The sequence below is a fragment of the Demequina lignilytica genome, from assembly GCF_030418375.1.
GTDB lineage: Bacteria > Actinomycetota > Actinomycetes > Actinomycetales > Demequinaceae > Demequina > Demequina lignilytica.
This window is the reverse complement of the sequence record NZ_JAUHPZ010000002.1, coordinates 164,020-180,095: the sequence shown is the minus strand read 5'-3', so window position 1 is coordinate 180,095 and position 16,076 is coordinate 164,020. Positions and strand designations below refer to the sequence as shown.

Annotated in this window: 14 protein-coding genes; 7 read left to right on the top strand and 7 right to left on the bottom strand. The window is 71.7% G+C overall.

Going from position 1 to position 16,076, the window contains the following annotated elements; all coding sequences use genetic code 11:
• Window positions 1-14: 14 nt before the first annotated feature.
• From guaA to QQX13_RS04475, 5 genes are all read right to left on the bottom strand, one after another.
• Entirely contained in the window at window positions 15-1,589 is a 1,575-nt protein-coding gene (guaA, locus tag QQX13_RS04495) for a glutamine-hydrolyzing GMP synthase (RefSeq protein ID WP_301119707.1), read from the bottom strand.
• Window positions 1,586-1,930 carry a DUF3817 domain-containing protein gene (locus QQX13_RS04490; RefSeq protein ID WP_301119705.1) on the bottom strand — a complete coding sequence of 115 codons (345 nt, stop codon included), beginning with the start codon at window positions 1,928-1,930 and terminating at the stop codon, window positions 1,586-1,588. The genes guaA and QQX13_RS04490 overlap by 4 nt, the downstream gene beginning before the upstream one ends.
• Entirely contained in the window at window positions 1,927-2,706 is a 780-nt protein-coding gene (locus QQX13_RS04485) for an SURF1 family protein (RefSeq protein ID WP_301119704.1), read from the bottom strand. The genes QQX13_RS04490 and QQX13_RS04485 overlap by 4 nt, the downstream gene beginning before the upstream one ends.
• Complete coding sequence (locus tag QQX13_RS04480; protein ID WP_301119702.1) at window positions 2,703-3,887, bottom strand: GGDEF domain-containing protein; 1,185 nt, start codon at window positions 3,885-3,887, stop codon at window positions 2,703-2,705. The genes QQX13_RS04485 and QQX13_RS04480 overlap by 4 nt, the downstream gene beginning before the upstream one ends.
• 103 nt (window positions 3,888-3,990) lie before the next feature.
• Window positions 3,991-5,100: a GGDEF domain-containing protein gene (locus QQX13_RS04475; RefSeq protein ID WP_301152613.1), complete on the bottom strand. Its 1,110-nt coding sequence runs from the start codon at window positions 5,098-5,100 to the stop codon at window positions 3,991-3,993.
• 202 nt (window positions 5,101-5,302) lie between these two features.
• Here QQX13_RS04475 and pta point away from each other — a divergent pair, with 202 nt between their 5' ends.
• From pta to QQX13_RS04445, 6 genes are all read left to right on the top strand, one after another.
• On the top strand, window positions 5,303-7,384 hold the full coding sequence (pta, locus tag QQX13_RS04470; protein ID WP_301119698.1) for a phosphate acetyltransferase: 2,082 nt from the start codon (window positions 5,303-5,305) through the stop codon (window positions 7,382-7,384).
• Window positions 7,381-8,517 carry an acetate/propionate family kinase gene (locus QQX13_RS04465; protein WP_301119696.1) on the top strand — a complete coding sequence of 379 codons (1,137 nt, stop codon included), beginning with the start codon at window positions 7,381-7,383 and terminating at the stop codon, window positions 8,515-8,517. The genes pta and QQX13_RS04465 overlap by 4 nt, the downstream gene beginning before the upstream one ends.
• A gap of 229 nt (window positions 8,518-8,746) precedes the next feature.
• On the top strand, window positions 8,747-11,203 hold the full coding sequence (locus tag QQX13_RS04460; protein ID WP_301152611.1) for a phosphoketolase family protein: 2,457 nt from the start codon (window positions 8,747-8,749) through the stop codon (window positions 11,201-11,203).
• A gap of 217 nt (window positions 11,204-11,420) precedes the next feature.
• Window positions 11,421-12,380 carry a zinc-binding dehydrogenase gene (locus QQX13_RS04455; RefSeq protein WP_301152610.1) on the top strand — a complete coding sequence of 320 codons (960 nt, stop codon included), beginning with the start codon at window positions 11,421-11,423 and terminating at the stop codon, window positions 12,378-12,380.
• Window positions 12,377-12,604 (top strand): hypothetical protein, encoded by a 228-nt coding sequence (locus tag QQX13_RS04450; RefSeq protein ID WP_301119691.1) that lies wholly within the window; start codon window positions 12,377-12,379, stop codon window positions 12,602-12,604. The genes QQX13_RS04455 and QQX13_RS04450 overlap by 4 nt, the downstream gene beginning before the upstream one ends.
• 152 nt (window positions 12,605-12,756) lie before the next feature.
• Window positions 12,757-13,098 carry a YciI family protein gene (locus QQX13_RS04445; protein ID WP_301152609.1) on the top strand — a complete coding sequence of 114 codons (342 nt, stop codon included), beginning with the start codon at window positions 12,757-12,759 and terminating at the stop codon, window positions 13,096-13,098.
• A gap of 3 nt (window positions 13,099-13,101) precedes the next feature.
• Here QQX13_RS04445 and QQX13_RS04440 read toward each other — a convergent pair whose 3' ends face one another.
• Window positions 13,102-13,779 (bottom strand): glutamine amidotransferase-related protein, encoded by a 678-nt coding sequence (locus QQX13_RS04440; RefSeq protein ID WP_301152608.1) that lies wholly within the window; start codon window positions 13,777-13,779, stop codon window positions 13,102-13,104.
• Window positions 13,776-14,162: a DUF3054 domain-containing protein gene (locus QQX13_RS04435; RefSeq protein WP_301152606.1), complete on the bottom strand. Its 387-nt coding sequence runs from the start codon at window positions 14,160-14,162 to the stop codon at window positions 13,776-13,778. The genes QQX13_RS04440 and QQX13_RS04435 overlap by 4 nt, the downstream gene beginning before the upstream one ends.
• Before the next feature lie 108 nt (window positions 14,163-14,270).
• On the opposite strand from QQX13_RS04435, the gene QQX13_RS04430 reads away from it, so the two are divergent.
• Window positions 14,271-16,070: an ABC-F family ATP-binding cassette domain-containing protein gene (locus QQX13_RS04430; RefSeq protein WP_301119687.1), complete on the top strand. Its 1,800-nt coding sequence runs from the start codon at window positions 14,271-14,273 to the stop codon at window positions 16,068-16,070.
• Window positions 16,071-16,076 lie beyond the last annotated feature (6 nt).

Here is a 16,076-nt window from a genome sequence, read left to right as displayed (position 1 = left end):
GGCCCTCGCGGCGTCTACTCCCACTCGATGGTGCCCGGCGGCTTGCTCGTCACGTCGAGCACCACGCGGTTGACCTCGGCCACCTCGTTGGTGATCCGGTTGGAGATGTGCGCGAGCACCTCGTAGGGCACGCGCGACCAGTCGGCGGTCATGGCGTCCTCGGAGGACACCGGGCGCAGCACCACGGGGTGGCCGTAGGTGCGGCCGTCGCCCTGGACGCCCACGGACCGGACATCCGCGAGCAGCACCACCGGGCACTGCCAGATGTCGTTGTCCAGGCCGGCCCTGGTCAGCTCCTCGCGGGCGATCGCGTCGGCACGGCGCAGGATCTCCAGGCGCTCCCAGGTCACCTCGCCGATGATGCGGATGCCCAAGCCGGGGCCAGGGAAGGGCTGCCGACCGACGATCTCCTCGGGGATGCCGAGCTCGCGGCCCACCGCGCGGACCTCGTCCTTGAACAGGGTGCGCAGCGGCTCGACCAGCGAGAACTGCAGGTCGTCGGGCAGGCCGCCCACGTTGTGGTGGCTCTTGATGTTGGCCGCGCCCTCGCCGCCGCCGGACTCGACCACGTCGGGGTACAGCGTGCCCTGGACCAGGAACTCCACCTGCTCGCCGTGGGCGCCGGCCTCCTCGACCACCTGACGCGCGGCGTCCTCGAACACGCGGATGAACTCGCGGCCGATGATCTTGCGCTTGGTCTCCGGGTCGGAGACGCCGGCGAGGGCGGTCAGGAACCGCTCCTTCTCGTCGCGGATGATCAGCCGCACGCCGGTCGAGGCGACGAAGTCCTTCTCGATCTGCTCGACCTCGCCCGCGCGCATCAGTCCGTGGTCGACGTGGATGCAGGTGAGCTGGTCCCCCACGGCCTTCTGGACGATCGCGGCGGCGACGGCGGAGTCCACCCCGCCCGACAGGGCGCAGATGACCAGCTTGTCACCGACCTGCTCGCGGATCCGCGCGACCTGCTCCTCGATCACGTTCTCGGAGGTCCAGTCGGGGCGCAGGCCCGCGACGTTGTAGAGGAAGCTCTCGATCGCGTGCTGGCCGAGCGGCGAGTGCTTGACCTCGGGATGCCACTGCACTCCGCACATCCGCAGGGAGAGGTTCTCGAACGCCGCGACGGGCGCCCCCTCCGTGGTGGCGAGGACCTCGAAGCCGGGCGGCGGCGCCTGCACGGAGTCGCCGTGGCTCATCCAGACCTCCTGGACGGCCGGGCTGCCGGCCAGCGTGGTCCCCGCGGCGCCGACCGACGCCTGCGTGCGGCCGTACTCGCGCAGTCCCGTCTTCGCGACGGTGCCGCCCATGGCCTGCGCCATCGCCTGGAAGCCGTAGCAGATGCCCATGACGGGGACGCCGGCCTCGAACAGCGCGGGGTCGATCTGCGGGGCGCCGGGCTCGTACACCGAGGACGGACCGCCGGAGAGGATGACGGCGGCGGGGTCCTTCGCGAGCATGTCGGCGGCGGACATGCTGTGAGGCACGATCTCGGAGTAGACGTGCGCCTCGCGCACGCGGCGGGCGATCAGCTGGGCGTACTGGGCGCCGCAGTCGACCACCAGGACGGGACGATGCTGGGTGGGCTGGGTCATGCGCGCTCCTCCGATGCGGGTCGCAGCTCATGGGTGATGCGTCGCTCCACGAAGAACGACAGCAGCGGCACGATGCCGCCGAAGAACATGGTCGCCAGGCGGCCGTAGCCCCAGCGGGCCTGCAGCCACAGCTGCATCACGGTCGCGAGGTACACGATGTAGACCACGCCGTGGACCTGGGCGAGCGTCAGGAAGAACGGGTCCCACGACTCGGGCACCCCGAGCGCGTCGATGTAGCGCAGCATCCCGAGGAACACCACGATCAGCAGCGTTCCGGTGATGATGGCCATGACCCGGTAGCGCGTGAGCGCACCGGGCGTGGGTCGGGGTGCTTCGGTCACGAACGGTCCTCCGTGGTCTCCGCGTCCTCGGGGGCGGACGGCGCGGCGCGACCATTGTCGCGTATCCAGCGGGCGACGATGAACAGGGCGAAGCCGCCGAAGAGCCACCACTCGACCGCGTACGCCGCGGAGCGGAAGTTGAACTCGGTGGTCGGGGGGAGCGGCTCGAGCGGGGTCCAGCCGTCGGCGCCCTCGTAGGAGACGAGCACAGCGCTGTACAGGGGCGCGGGCCACAGCTGCGCGAGCTCCGATGTCGCGAGACCGGAGGCCCAGAGCGTGCCGGGCGCCGGCGCCTCCGTCGGCAGGGAGGCGGCGCCGGTCGAGGCCTCCGCCGCCCGGAGGTACCCGGTGAGCTCGGCCTCGCCGGAGGCGAGCGACGTGGCGGGATCCTCCCCGTCGGGGCGCCAGCCGACCACCACCGCGAGGGTGGCGGGCTCGCCGGTGCCGGTGGCGTCGCCCGGCACCTCCAGCGCGCGGACGAGCAGCTCCGCCGCGACCCCGTCCACCTCGCGGCCGGTCACCACGGCGGCATCGGCGTCGAGCCACGTGCCGCTCACCGTCACCTGCCGTCCGAGCGCCTCGCCCGGGCTCTGCGCGGGCGCGATGACGTCGGCCAGCGGCACGGCCGGCTCCGGCTGCACCGTGCGTCCCGTGGTCTCCGCGCGCGACCACTGCCACCAGCCCAGCGCGCCGCAGCCCACCACCGCCACGACGCCGACCAGCGCGGCGACGAGCACGCGTCCCCACAGGATCCGCGCGGCGTCCGGAGCGGTCACTCCCCGCCCCGTCGCGACCGCGGCTCATCCAGCGCGACGTCCTGGTCCGTCGCGCGCGCGGTGCGGGTCATCACGCGGTCGCGGCCGGCCTGCTTGGCGTCGTAGAGCGCATCGTCGGCGCGCTTGACCACCCGGTGCGCGACGTCGTCGCCGGCGCTGTCGGACACGCCGATCGACATGGTGACGGGATGGACGTGGTCGCCGCAGGGGATCGGCTCGTCGCCGACAAGGTGCCTCATGCGCTCCATCATGGTGCGTGCGTCGTCGAGGCCCGTGTCGGCGAGGACGAAGATGAACTCCTCCCCGCCCCATCGCCCGAGCGCGTCCGTGACCCGGAGCTGGTCGCGCAGGCGCTCGCCGATGGTCGAGAGCACGCGGTCGCCGCAGATGTGTCCGTGCTGGTCGTTGAGCTGCTTGAAGCGGTCGAGGTCCGCGACCGCGACCGCGTACGTCGCGTCGCCCCCGGCCAGCTCGTCGAGGCGCGCCGCGATCGGTCGCCGGTTCGCGAGCCCCGTGAGCGGATCGGTGTTGGCCAGGTACTCGGCGCGGGCCGCGTGCTGGCCGGCCTGGTCCTGCGCCAGGATCGCGCGATGGTGCGCCACTCCCGACAGCACGAACATCAGCGTGGCCGTGATCACCGCGTTGACCGTGAAGATGGTGCCCAGATCGCCGTCGGTCGGCGGGGCGAACGGGCCGAGCGGAGGCGCGAGCAGCTGGCACGCGAGGAAGGTGACCGCGCCGATGACCACGAACGTCCACCGCCACGCGCGCTGGCGGTCGGTGAAGACGATGAAGACGATCTGCGCCGCGGTGATGAGGTAGAGCTGGTGGCCGGCCCGCCAGCCCGTGAGCGCGGTCATGTAGACCACGGCGCCGATCGAGAGCGACAGGAACACGATCGCCACGCCCAGCTGATGGCCGCGGCTGAGCGCCACCCACATGGCGACGAACAGCACCGTGACCACCACGTTGAGGATCGGGATGGGACCGCCGGGGATGCCGGTCGCGACGAGCATCACCAGGTAGCCGACGGTCGACGCGAGGGCGATCGCGAGGAAGACGCGCATCGCGCCGGCGGCCCGTCCCGCATCCCCCTGCAGCCGGCCGTCGCGCCGCTCGAAGGCACGCATCACCGCATCGGGCAGCCGCCTGCCCACGGTGGTGATCGCACCCAGCTTCATCAGGCCCTTCCTCAGCATGTCGGCGCGCCGCGCCAGCGCGACGGATGCCCCTCAGCGCCGTCGCCCCGGCCAGCCTACGTGGTCGTGCCGTACGGCGGCATCGTCATGCGACCACCTCGCGGGCGATCGACACGTTCCGGCCGGACTCCTTGGCCTCGTACAGGCAGGCGTCCGCGATGCGCAGCGTGTCCTCGAAGGGCACCCCGCGGATGGCGAAGGCGGCCCCGACGGAGACGGTCACCCCGGGCGCACCGTCCATCGCCAGCTCGTCCTCGACGTCCCGACGCAGGCTCTCCGCGAGACGGCGGACCCGACCAGGCCAGGCGTCCGGGACCACCATCAGGAACTCCTCGCCACCCCAGCGTGCGAGAGACGCGTCGGGCCTGCCGCACGCCGCGAGCACCGCGGCGACCTTGGCGAGCACCCGGTCCCCCTCCGCGTGGCCCAGCCGGTCGTTCACGCTCTTGAAGCGGTCGACGTCGATGAGCAGCAGCGCGTAGGCGCCCTCCTCCGGAGCGGCGGCGAGCAGCGGTGCGACGCCCCGGCGGTTCAGGAGCCCGGTGAGGGAGTCCGTGTCGGCGGCCCGCTGCGCCTCGTCGAGCAGGCGGTCGGCGCGGCTGCGCTCCTGACGCAGGTACAGGTCGTTGTAGAGCGCGACGGTCGCGAAGATCGCGAGCGCGGAGAACACGTTGCCCACCGCGACCGCCTGGGTCCACGTGCGGGACACCTCGACCATCGGCTCGGCGAAGCGCGGGTCGAGGTACACGAAGGCGACCGCGGCTCCCACGATCGCCGTCGACGTGAGGCGCATGGCGCGACGATGCTGCTCGAACATCACGAACGACAGGGTGGGCACCGACAGCATCGCGAGCTGGAAGGCCGAGTCCCGTCCGTACAGGTGCGTGAGGTAGCCGTACTGCACGAGCGCCGCCGCGAGCCCGAGCGCGGGAGCGAGCACGTGGAGCCCTCGCGCGTTCATCCACAGGCACAGCATCCAGGTGAGGATCAGCAGGGAGTGGGTCACGGCGGGATAGGGCTGGCTGCTCGAGCTGTGCAGCGCGAAGGTGACGGTCCACGGCACCGCGACCACGGAGGCGAGCACGAAGAAGTGGTTGGCGCCGAGCACGGCTCGGGCGGCGTCCCGGGGCAGGCCGACGACGCCCACGGTCGTCGACACGACCCAGGCGCGCCCGACGGAGGCCCTCAGCCCCATGTCGCTCCCCGAGCTCAGGGGGTTCGCGCGGCGCCCTCAGCTGCGTCGCCCTCACCCCTCCTCCCAGGAGTCTAGGCAGGCGCATCATGCGAGGCACAAGGCCGAGTGGGGAGCATCACACCCGCGTCATCGCCCGGCGGCGGATACCCCCCACGGGACCTTGGGCCGACGAGCACCCCTCCAGTCGTGAAAACATGGGGCCGTGTCTCGGAGCATCTACATCGCATCGGCCGAGGGCGACACGGGCAAGTCCACCATCGCGCTCGGCATCACCAACCTTCTGGCCAAGCAGGTGGGCCGCGTCGGGATCTTCCGCCCCGTCGCGCGCACCACGGACGGCCGTGGGGACTACGTGCTCGAGCTGCTGCTCGGCCACGACAGCATCGACCTGACCTACGACGAGGCGATCGGCGTCACCTATGACGACGTGCACGCCGACCAGGAGAAGGCGCTCACCACGATCGTGCAGCGCTTCCACGAGGTGGAGCGGCGCTGCGACGCCGTCGTGATCGTCGGCACCGACTACACGGACGTCTCGGCGACCGCGGAGCTGGAGTTCAACGGCCGGATCGCCGCGAACCTGGGCGCGCCGGTCGCGCTGGTCGTGCGTGGCCACGACCGCACGCCGCTCGAGATCGCGCAGGTGGTCGACCAGGCGCGCACCGAGCTGGAGGGCAGCCACGCCGCGGTCGCGGCGCTGTTCGTCAACCGCGCCAAGCCCTCGGACGTCGAGCAGGTCGAGGCGCTCATGCCTCAGGAGCTGATCGCCGGCGTCCTCCCCGAGGACCCGATCCTGGTCGCGCCGTCGCTCAAGCAGCTGATGGACGCGGTCGGCGGCCAGCTGGTGTCGGGCGATGCCACCCTGCTGACCCGCGAGACGCGCGACATCATCGTCGGCGCGATGACCACGTCGAACCTTCTCGACCGGCTCGAGGACGGCGCCGTCATCATCACCCCGGGCGACCGCGCGGACACCCTGCTGGCGCTCCTCGCGGCTCACGGCGCCGAGGGCTTCCCCGCCCTCACCGGCATCATCCTCTCGGGCGGCTTCGAGCCCCGCTCGGCCGTGCGCCGCCTGGTCGAGGGGCTCGGCTCCTCGCTGCCGGTGGTCCGCACGGACATGGACACCTTCGAGACGGCCAACCGTTGCTCGCTGACCAACGGCCGGCTCTCGCGCGAGTCCCAGCTCAAGGTCGACACCGCGCTCGCGATGTTCGAGCAGCGCGTCGACGCCGAGCACCTCACGAGCATCCTCGACGTCGCCGGCACCGACGTGATCACGCCGCTCATGTTCGAGTACGGCCTGCTGGACCGTGCCCGGGCCCGCAAGCAGCACATCGTCCTGCCCGAGGGCAACGACGACCGCATCCTTCGCGCGGCCTCGTCGCTCCTCACCCGCAACGTGGTGGATCTCACGATCCTGGGCGAGGAGGCCGCCATCCGGTCGCGCGCGGGCGAGCTCGGGCTCGAGCTCGACGCGGCCCGCGTGATCGACCCCACGGACCCCGAGTACGTGGAGCGCTTCGCGGCCGAGTACTACGAGATGCGCAAGCACAAGGGCGCGACGCTGGACGCGGCGCGAGACCGGGTGCAGGACTCGAGCTACTTCGGCACGATGATGGTGCAGCTCGGCCTCGCCGACGGCATGGTCTCGGGCGCGGTGCACACCACGGCCCACACCATCCTGCCGTCCTTCCAGATCATCAAGACGGTGCCGGGCGTCTCGGTCGTGTCCTCGGTCTTCTTCATGTGCCTCGCGGACCGCGTCCTGGTCTACGGCGACTGCGCGGTCAACCCCGACCCGACGGCGGAGCAGCTCGCGGACATCGCGATCTCGTCCGCGGACACCGCCGCCCAGTTCGGCGTGGAGCCGAGGATCGCGATGCTCTCCTACTCGACCGGCGAGTCGGGCACCGGCTCGGACGTCGACAAGGTGCGCGAGGCGACGCGGATCGTCAAGGAGCGCCGCCCCGACCTGCTGGTCGACGGACCCATGCAGTACGACGCCGCGGTCGAGCCGTCGGTCGCGCGGTCGAAGGCCCCCGGCTCCCCCGTCGCGGGCCAGGCGACCGTGCTCGTGTTCCCCGACCTCAACACCGGCAACAACACCTACAAGGCCGTCCAGCGCTCCGCCAACGCGGTCGCGGTCGGCCCGGTCCTGCAGGGCCTGCGCAAGCCGGTCAACGACCTCTCGCGCGGCGCGCTGGTGCAGGACATCGTCAACACGGTCGCCATCACGGCGATCCAGGCTCAGAACCTCGACAACCCGGAAGGCAACGCGTGAGCGTCAACACCCAGGGCATCGCCCTCGTCCTCAACTGCGGCTCCAGCTCGATCAAGTACCAGGTGGTCGACACCACCCGGGAGGAGCCCCTCGCGTCCGGCCTGGTCGAGCGCGTCACCGACCACAACGAGGGCGTCCGCTCGGTCATCGAGTCGCTGTCCGAGCCCGGCTCGGGCGTCGACCTGTCGCAGCTGACCGCGGTGGGCCACCGCGTGGTGCAGGGCGGATCGGAGTTCTCGGCGCCGACCATCATCGACGACGAGGTCCAGGACGCCATCGCGAAGCTCGCCGTGCTCGCGCCGCTCCACAACCCCGGGCACGTCGCCGGCATGGCGGCCGCCCGCGCCGCGTTCCCCGACATCCCGCACGTCGCGGTCTTCGACACCGCCTTCCACCAGACGCTGTCCGAGGCCGCCTACTCGTACGCGATCGACCAGCGCCTCGCCCACGAGCACGGGATCCGTCGCTACGGCTTCCACGGCACCTCGCACGGCTACGTGTCCCGCGAGTGCGCCGAGCTCATGGGCCGCGACCCCAAAGAGCTGCGCATCATCACGCTGCACCTGGGCAACGGCGCCTCGGCGGACGCCGTCAAGGGCGGCGTCGCGATCGACACGTCGATGGGGCTGACCCCGCTCGACGGGCTCGTGATGGGCTCGCGCACCGGCGCGATCGACCCCGCGGTGGTGTTCCACCTCCACCGCGCGGCGGGCATGGACATCGACGAGATCGACGAGCTGTTCAACAAGCGCTCCGGCATGCTCGGCCTCACCGGCTACTCCGACATGCGCGACGTCCACAAGGCGATCGAGGGCGGCAGCCACGAGGCGCAGGTCGCGCTCGACATCTACTGCCGCCGCATCAAGGGCTACGTCGGGCAGTACATGGCGCAGCTCGGCGGCCTCGATGCCATCGTGTTCACCGCGGGCGTGGGCGAGAACGACGACATCGTCCGCCTCGAGTCGCTGCGCGGGCTCGCGGAGCTCGGCATCGAGATCTCCGAGGAGCGCAACGCGGGTCGCAAGAAGCAGGCCACGCTGATCTCGACCGACGAGTCGAAGGTCCAGATCTGGGTCATCCCGACCAACGAGGAGCGCGCCATCGCCGTGCAGTCGATCGCCGCGGTGTCCTGACCACAGCATCGTCCGTCCCGAGGGGCCGTCACCGGAGGGTGGCGGCCCCTCGGCGTTCCTGCGTCCTCTCCCCTGCCGTCCGCCCCCCCCGGACAGTGCGCGGCGGGACGATGCGGGGGTCCGGGAGGCGTCGATGTCACCCGAGATCCACCTCGGAAGCGGGACCTTCGCCGCGACGTGTGAACGTTAACCATGCGAGGCTGAGGTATCCGCCGACAGGGAGGTCACCATGACACCGCAGCCGTGGTCCGCACGCACCACCGAGTCCGCCACCGACGCCGAGGTCGAGGCCATCGACCTGTGGTGGCGCACCGCCAACTACATGTCCGTGGGGCAGATCTACCTGCTCGACAACCCGCTCCTGCGCGAGCCGCTGGACCGCGATCACGTGAAGAAGCGCCTGGTGGGCCACTGGGGCACCACCCCCGGCCTGAACTTCATCTACACACACCTCAACCGCATGATCAAGGCGCGGCAGCAGCCGACGATGTACATCATCGGACCCGGCCACGGCGGCCCCGGCCTGGTCGCGGCGTCCTACCTCGAGGGCACCTACAACGAGACGTACCCCGAGATCTCCGAGGACGAGCGCGGCCTCCAGCGCCTGTTCAAGCAGTTCTCGTTCCCCGGCGGCATCCCGTCGCACGTCGCGCCCGAGACCCCGGGCTCGATCCACGAGGGTGGCGAGCTCGGCTACGCGCTCAGCCACGCCTACGGCGCCGCGTTCGACAACCCGCACCTGCTGGTCGCGGCCGTGGTCGGCGACGGCGAGGCCGAGACCGGCCCGCTCGCGACGTCGTGGCACTCGAACAAGTTCATCAACCCCGCCACCGACGGCGTGGTCCTCCCGATCCTGCACCTGAACGGCTACAAGATCGCGAACCCGACCGTGCTCAGCCGCATCTCCGAGGAGGAGCTGGTCGACCTGATGAAGGGCTACGGCCACAAGCCGCACGTCTTCACCGCGGGCTTCGACGACGAGTCGCCCGCCTCCTTCCACGCCCGCTTCGCCGCCGTGCTCGACGACGTCATGGACGAGATCGCGGCGATCAAGGCCGAGGCCGCCGTGAACCCCGGCATGGACCGTCCGATGTGGCCCATGATCGTGCTGCGCACCCCCAAGGGCTGGACGTGCCCGCCGGAGATCGACGGCAAGCGCACCGAGGGATCGTGGCGCGCGCACCAGGTGCCGCTGTCCAACGCCCGCGACACTGACGACCACCTCCACACCCTGGAGTCCTGGCTGCAGTCGTACGGACCGGACGACCTGTTCGACGAGGACGGCGTGGTCCGTCCCGAGGTGCTCGCGACCGTCCCCGAGGGCGACCTGCGCATGTCCGCCCGGCCCGAGGCCAACGGCGGCCTGCTGATGAAGGACCTGGTCATGCCCGACTACCGCGACTTCGCGGTGGACGTGCCCGCGCCCGGCGCCGAGATCGGCGAGGCCACCCGGACGCTCGGCGAGTTCCTCCGCGAGGTCATGCGGAGCAACCCCGACAACTTCCGCGTGTTCGCCCCCGACGAGCTCGCCTCGAACCGCATCCAGGCGGTGCTCGAGGTCACCGACAAGGTGTGGAACGCCGAGATCGACCCCGACGACGGCCCGATGTCCCACGAGGGCCGCGTGGTCGAGATGCTGTCCGAGCACCAGTGCCAGGGCTGGCTCGAGGCCTACAACCTCACGGGCCGCCACGGCCTGTTCACCTCGTACGAGGCGTTCATCCACATCGTCGACTCGATGTTCAACCAGCACGCGAAGTGGCTCAAGGTCGCTCACGAGCTGCCGTGGCGCCGGCCCATCCCGTCGCTCAACTACCTGCTCTCGAGCCACGTGTGGCGCCAGGACCACAACGGCTTCTCGCACCAGGACCCGGGCTTCATCGACCACGTGGTGAACAAGAAGGCCGAGGTGGTGCGCGTGTACCTGCCCGCCGACGCGAACACCCTGCTGGCGACCTACGACCACTGCCTGCGCAGCCGCGACCACGTCAACGTGGTGGTGGCCGGCAAGCAGCCGCAGGCCCAGTGGCTCACCATCGAGGAGGCGGAGAACCACTTCGCGCGTGGCGCGGGCATCTGGGACTTCGCCTCCAACGTGCCGCTCGGCGAGGAGCCCGACGTGGTGATGGCGGGCATCGGCGACGTGCCCACCATGGAGGTGCTCGCGGCGATCGACATCATCCGCGAGGAGCTCCCGGAGCTCAAGGTCCGCATGGTCAACGTGGTGGACCTGATGAGGCTGCAGCCGGAGAAGGAGCACCCGCACGGCATGTCGGACCGCGAGTTCGACCAGCTCTTCACGGCGGACAAGCCGGTGATCATGAACTACCACGGCTACCCGTGGCTCATCCACCGCCTCACGTACCGCCGCAACGGCCACGCGAACCTCCACGTCCGCGGCTTCAAGGAGGAGGGCACCACCACCTCGCCGTTCGACATGGCGATGGTCAACGACATCGACCGCTACCACCTGGTCATGGACGTCATCGACCGCGTCCCGTCGCTGGGCACCCGCGCCGCAGTCCTGCGTCAGAAGCTGCAGGACAAGCGGTTCGAGGCGCAGCGCTACGCGTACGAGACCGGCGCTGACCTCCCCGAGGTCGCCGAGTGGGTCTGGTCCGGGGCGGGCACCGAGGTGCAGGCCAAGCTCTCGGGCGCGCTCGCGACCGACGGCGACAACGAGTAGGGACTCCTCTCCCGGATCCTCAGGGGGGCGATGCGCGGGCCGGCCCCGCGCATCGTCCCCCGTCGCGCGCTCGCGGAAGCCCCCGGTGCGCGCTCCCGGCCACGCCAACGCCCCATGACGCGGATCGTGTCGGTCCCGGGCCCTGATCCGGTCCTATCAAGGGATCCGTGACGTCCGACCCCGGTGCTGTCCCGTCGCCGAGGCATAGGTTGGTCCCATGCTCGCCGCCTACGCCGCCCGGTTCAGCCCCGACGATCCCGCCAGCGCCCTCGAGGTGGGCGAGCGTCCCGAGCCCGAGGCGCGCGAGCACTGGTCGACCGTGACGGTGCGCGCCGCGAGCGTCAACCACCACGACGTGTGGTCCCTCAAGGGCGTCGGCCTCTCCGAGGCCCAGCTCCCGATGATCCTCGGCTGCGACGCGGCCGGCGTGACCGACGACGGCACCGAGGTGGTCGTCCACGGGGTGATCGGCGCCGACGGGCACGGGGTCGGTCCCCGCGAGCCGCGCAGCATCCTGTCCGAGCGCTACCCGGGCACGCTGGCGGAGAGGGTCGCGGTGCCGACGGCGAACCTGATCCCCAAGCCGCCGGAGCTCACCTGGGAGGACGCCGCCTGCCTCCCCACCGCGTGGCTCACGGCGTACCGCATGCTGTTCCACGGCGCCGGCCTCACGCCCGGGCAGTCGGTGCTGGTCCAGGGCGCCGGCGGCGGCGTCGCGTCCGCGGCGATCGCGCTCGGCTCGGCCGCGGGCCTCGACGTGTTCGCCACGTCACGCACCGAGGCCAAGCGCACCGCGGCCCTCCGGATGGGGGCCGTCGCCGCGGTCGAGCCCGGCGCGCGGCTGCCGATGCGCGTGGACGCCGTGATCGAGACGGTGGGCAAGGAGACCTGGAGGCACACGATCGCCTCGGTCAAGAACGGCGGGACCATCGCGATCGCCGGCCACACCACGGGCGACCCCGATCCCGCCCTCCTCACGCGCGTCTTCTTCCACGAGCTCCGCATCCAGGGCGTCACCATGGGCACCCGCGAGGATCTCGCGGCGCTGATGGCGTTCCTGGTCCGCACCGGGCTGCGGCCGACCGTCGACTCCGTGCACCCGCTCTCCCGGGCGGACGATGCGGTGCGGAGGGTCGTCGCGGGCGACCACGTGGGCAAGGTGGTGGTCACGCCGTGACCGTCGCGCCCGGGCCGCGCCGACGACGCGGCCCGCTCGACGTGGCGTTCGTCGTCGCCTTCGGCATCATCGGCGCGCTGCAGCTGTGGTCGCTGCTCACCTCGGCCCCGGCCGTCGACCAGGCGGCGGGCATCGCGCGGATCCTGGTGCTTCCTCTCGCGCTGCTCCTGATCGGCGTCGGCGTCGCACGCGCCCGACGCGCGGGAGGCGGCGGGTCGACGTAGCGTGGTGGCACCGGCACGACGTCCCGTGCCACCCGGGGGGGGAGCCACCATGACGGAGCACGAGGTTCGCGAGACCCACGACCACGGTCCCGACCGCGGTCGCTCGGCCGTCGCGCGCAGCGACCACGCCGACGAGCATTGAGCGAGAGCCCGTGTCGAGGTACCTGATCTCGTTCCCGAGCGGGGCGATGGACCGGACCGGCACCGACCTGCGGACGGTCGCGGAGGACGCGCACGCGGTGGTCGCCGCGGCCAAGGCCGCTGGCGTCTGGGTGTTCGGCGGCGGCATCGACGAATCCGTCCCGCCCGTGAGGGTCGCGGGCGACGGCACGGTCACCCCGGGCACCTATCCGCAGACCGCGCGGATCGAGGGTGGCTACAGCGTCCTCGACTGTGCGGACCGGGACGCGGCTCTCGCCTGGGCGGCGCGGTTCGCGGCGGCGTGCCGGTGCGCGCAGGAGGTACGCGTCTTCGGCGACGATCCGGAGAGCTGACGCTCAGAGGGCTCGCACGTACTCGCGGATCACCTGCACGCCACCCATCGCGGCCGCATCCCCATGATCCCGCGCGGCCTGCCGCAGCTCCCTCGGGTCGATCCCCCAGGCGCGCAGGTCCCCCGTGTGCCCGATGAGCCAGCGCTCGATCGCCTCGGGGTCGGCCTCCGGATGGAACTGGACCGCGAGCCAGGGACCGAGCGCGAACGCCTGGTTCCGGTTGGCCGCGGTCGAGGCGAGCAGCACGGCGCCGTCCGGCAGCGTGAAGGTGTCCGTGTGCCAGTGGAGCACCGGGGCGCAGTCGAGCGCGCGGAGCGGGCCCCGCCGTCCGGCCTCGGTGACCTCGACGGGCGCGAAGCCGACCTCGCGCGCGCCCGGCAGGACCGACGCGCCCGCCACCAGCGCCATGAGCTGAGCCCCGAGGCACACCCCGACGGTGGGCCGGTCGCGGCGCGCCGCGAGCACCGCGCGCACCTGGTCGAGCACCGGATACCCGGCTGAGTCCGGAGCATCGATGGGCGCGCCGAGCACGATCGCGAGCTCGGCGCCTGACGCCTCGGTCACGTCGTCGACGCCGGCGTCGAGGTAGCGGACCTCATAGCCGTGGGCTCGGAGCTCGGGCTCCCATACGCCCAGGTCCTCGAAGGCGACGAAGCGGATGACGTCGCAGCGCAGCGTCACGGCGTGAGACCGCGACGCTTCGCGATGGCGCCCGACACCACGCGCCAGCCGATCAGCCCCGCCGCGATGAACGTGCCGGCGACGATCACGAAGGACACCTGCACGCCCTGGCCGGTGGCCGCACGCAGCGCCATGCCGCCGACCAGGGTCGCCGCCCACACGATCGCTCCGGTCCTCCTCCAGTCGCATGGCGCGTTCCAGCCGCGCGACAGCAGCCAGCCGGCGGCCGCTCCCGCCGCGAACGGCCAGTACGTGGTGAGCAGTCCGAGGCCGTCGTCGCCGAGGATCCCCTCGTCATGGCTCGCACGCCCGATGGCGGCGAACACCGCGATCGCGCCGGCGTCCAGTGCCGCGGCGCCGCACGCCGCCTGCCTGATGTTCATGCGGCGAGCCTAGTCACCACCGCCGCCACCACGGATGAGGACTCAGCGTCCCGACGGGCGCAGATCCGCCGAGATCGGAGGACTCACCGTCCCGACTAAAATCGTCGGGTGGCTCATCTCCTGGGCGCGGAGGCGCTCCACCTCGACTTCGGCACCGGCACGGTCCTCGGCTCCATCTCCGTGGGCCTCGACGACGGCGACCGCATCGGCATCGTCGGCGCCAACGGCGCGGGCAAGTCCAGCCTCATGAAGATCCTCGCGGGCCGCCTCGCCCCTCACGACGGCCGCGTCACGGTCGCGCGCGGCACCCGCATCGGCGTCCTCGACCAGTCGGACCACGTGGACACCGCGCTGACCGTCGCCCAGGCGATCGTCGGCGACATGGACGAGCACGAGTGGGCCGCCGACCCGCGGGTGCGCGACATCATGTCCGGCCTGGTCCCCGACCTGCCCGCCGACGCCGTGGTCGGCGACCTCTCCGGAGGCCAGCAGAGGAGGGTGGCCCTCGCGCACGTGCTGGTCGGCGATCACGACGCCGTCTTCCTCGACGAGCCCACCAACCACCTCGACGTCGAGGGCGTCACGTGGCTCGCGGAGCACCTCAAGCGCCGGTGGGCGGCGAACAAGGGCGCCCTGCTGGTGGTCACCCACGACCGCTGGTTCCTCGACGAGGTCACCACCCGCACCTGGGAGGTCCACGACGGCGAGGTCGACATGTACGAGGGCGGCTACGCGGCCTACGTGCTCCAGCGGGTCGAGCGCGACCGCATCGCCGCCGTCACCGAGCAGCGCCGCCAGAACCTCATGCGCAAGGAGCTCGCGTGGCTGCGTCGCGGCGCCCCCGCGCGCACCTCCAAGCCCAAGTTCCGGATCGACGCCGCCAACGCCCTCATCGAGGACGTCCCGCCGATCCGCGACTCGGTCAGGCTCCACCGCATGGCCGCCGCGCGCCTGGGCAAGGACGTGGTCGAGCTCATCCGGGTCGGGGTCGCGTACGGCGACCACGAGGTGCTCCACGACCTCGACTGGAACATCGGCCCCGGCGACCGGATCGGCCTCCTCGGGGAGAACGGCGCCGGCAAGTCCACCCTGCTGCGCCTGGTCACGGGCGAGCAGGAGCCCACGACCGGCCGGGTCAAGACCGGCGTCACCGTCCGCGTCGCCCAGCTCAGCCAGCAGCTCGCCGAGCTCGAGGAGCACGCCGACGAGCGCGTCTCCGCCGTGGTCAAGCAGTTCTCCTCGATCACCCTGTCCGACGGCCAGGAGATGACCCCGGGCCAGCTGCTCGAGCGCATGGGCTTCACGTCGGCCCAGCTCAAGACCCCCGTCGGACGGCTGTCCGGCGGCCAGCGACGCCGCCTCCAGCTGCTGGTGGTGCTCCTGTCCGAGCCCAACGTGCTGGTCCTCGACGAACCGACCAACGACCTCGACACGGACATGCTCGCCGCGCTCGAGGACCTGCTCGACGCGTGGCCGGGCACGCTGATCGTCGTCAGCCACGATCGCTACCTCATGGAGCGGATCACCGACACGCAGTTCGCGGTGGTCGACGGCGGCCTCCGTCACCTGCCCGGCGGCGTCGACGAGTACGTCGAGCTGTCGCGGCGGCGCCGCGCGGCCCGGTCCGGCATCGGCACGTTCGGACCGGACGATGCGGCGGCGAGGGACGATGCGCCGGTCGCCGTGAGCGGCGCGGAGCGTCGCGAGGTCGAGAAGGAGCTGAAGGCGGTCGAGCGCCGCATGGCGAAGCTCGGCGAGCTCACGGAGGGCACGCACCACGAGATGGTCATGCACGACCAGTCGGACTTCGCGGCGCTGGCGACGTTCATGAGGACGCTCAAGGAGTACGAGGAGGAGACGGCCGAGCTGGAGGACCGCTGGCTCGACCTGTCCGAGCGCCTCGGCTGACGCGCA

Coding starts and splice junctions, on each gene's coding strand:
- guaA (WP_301119707.1), bottom strand. CDS start 1,589: ATGACCCAGCCCACCCAGCATCGTCCCGTCCTGGTGGTCGACTGCGGC.
- QQX13_RS04480 (WP_301119702.1), bottom strand. CDS start 3,887: ATGAAGCTGGGTGCGATCACCACCGTGGGCAGGCGGCTGCCCGATGCG.
- QQX13_RS04475 (WP_301152613.1), bottom strand. CDS start 5,100: ATGGGGCTGAGGGCCTCCGTCGGGCGCGCCTGGGTCGTGTCGACGACC.
- QQX13_RS04460 (WP_301152611.1), top strand. CDS start 8,747: ATGACACCGCAGCCGTGGTCCGCACGCACCACCGAGTCCGCCACCGAC.
- QQX13_RS04455 (WP_301152610.1), top strand. CDS start 11,421: ATGCTCGCCGCCTACGCCGCCCGGTTCAGCCCCGACGATCCCGCCAGC.
- QQX13_RS04435 (WP_301152606.1), bottom strand. CDS start 14,162: ATGAACATCAGGCAGGCGGCGTGCGGCGCCGCGGCACTGGACGCCGGC.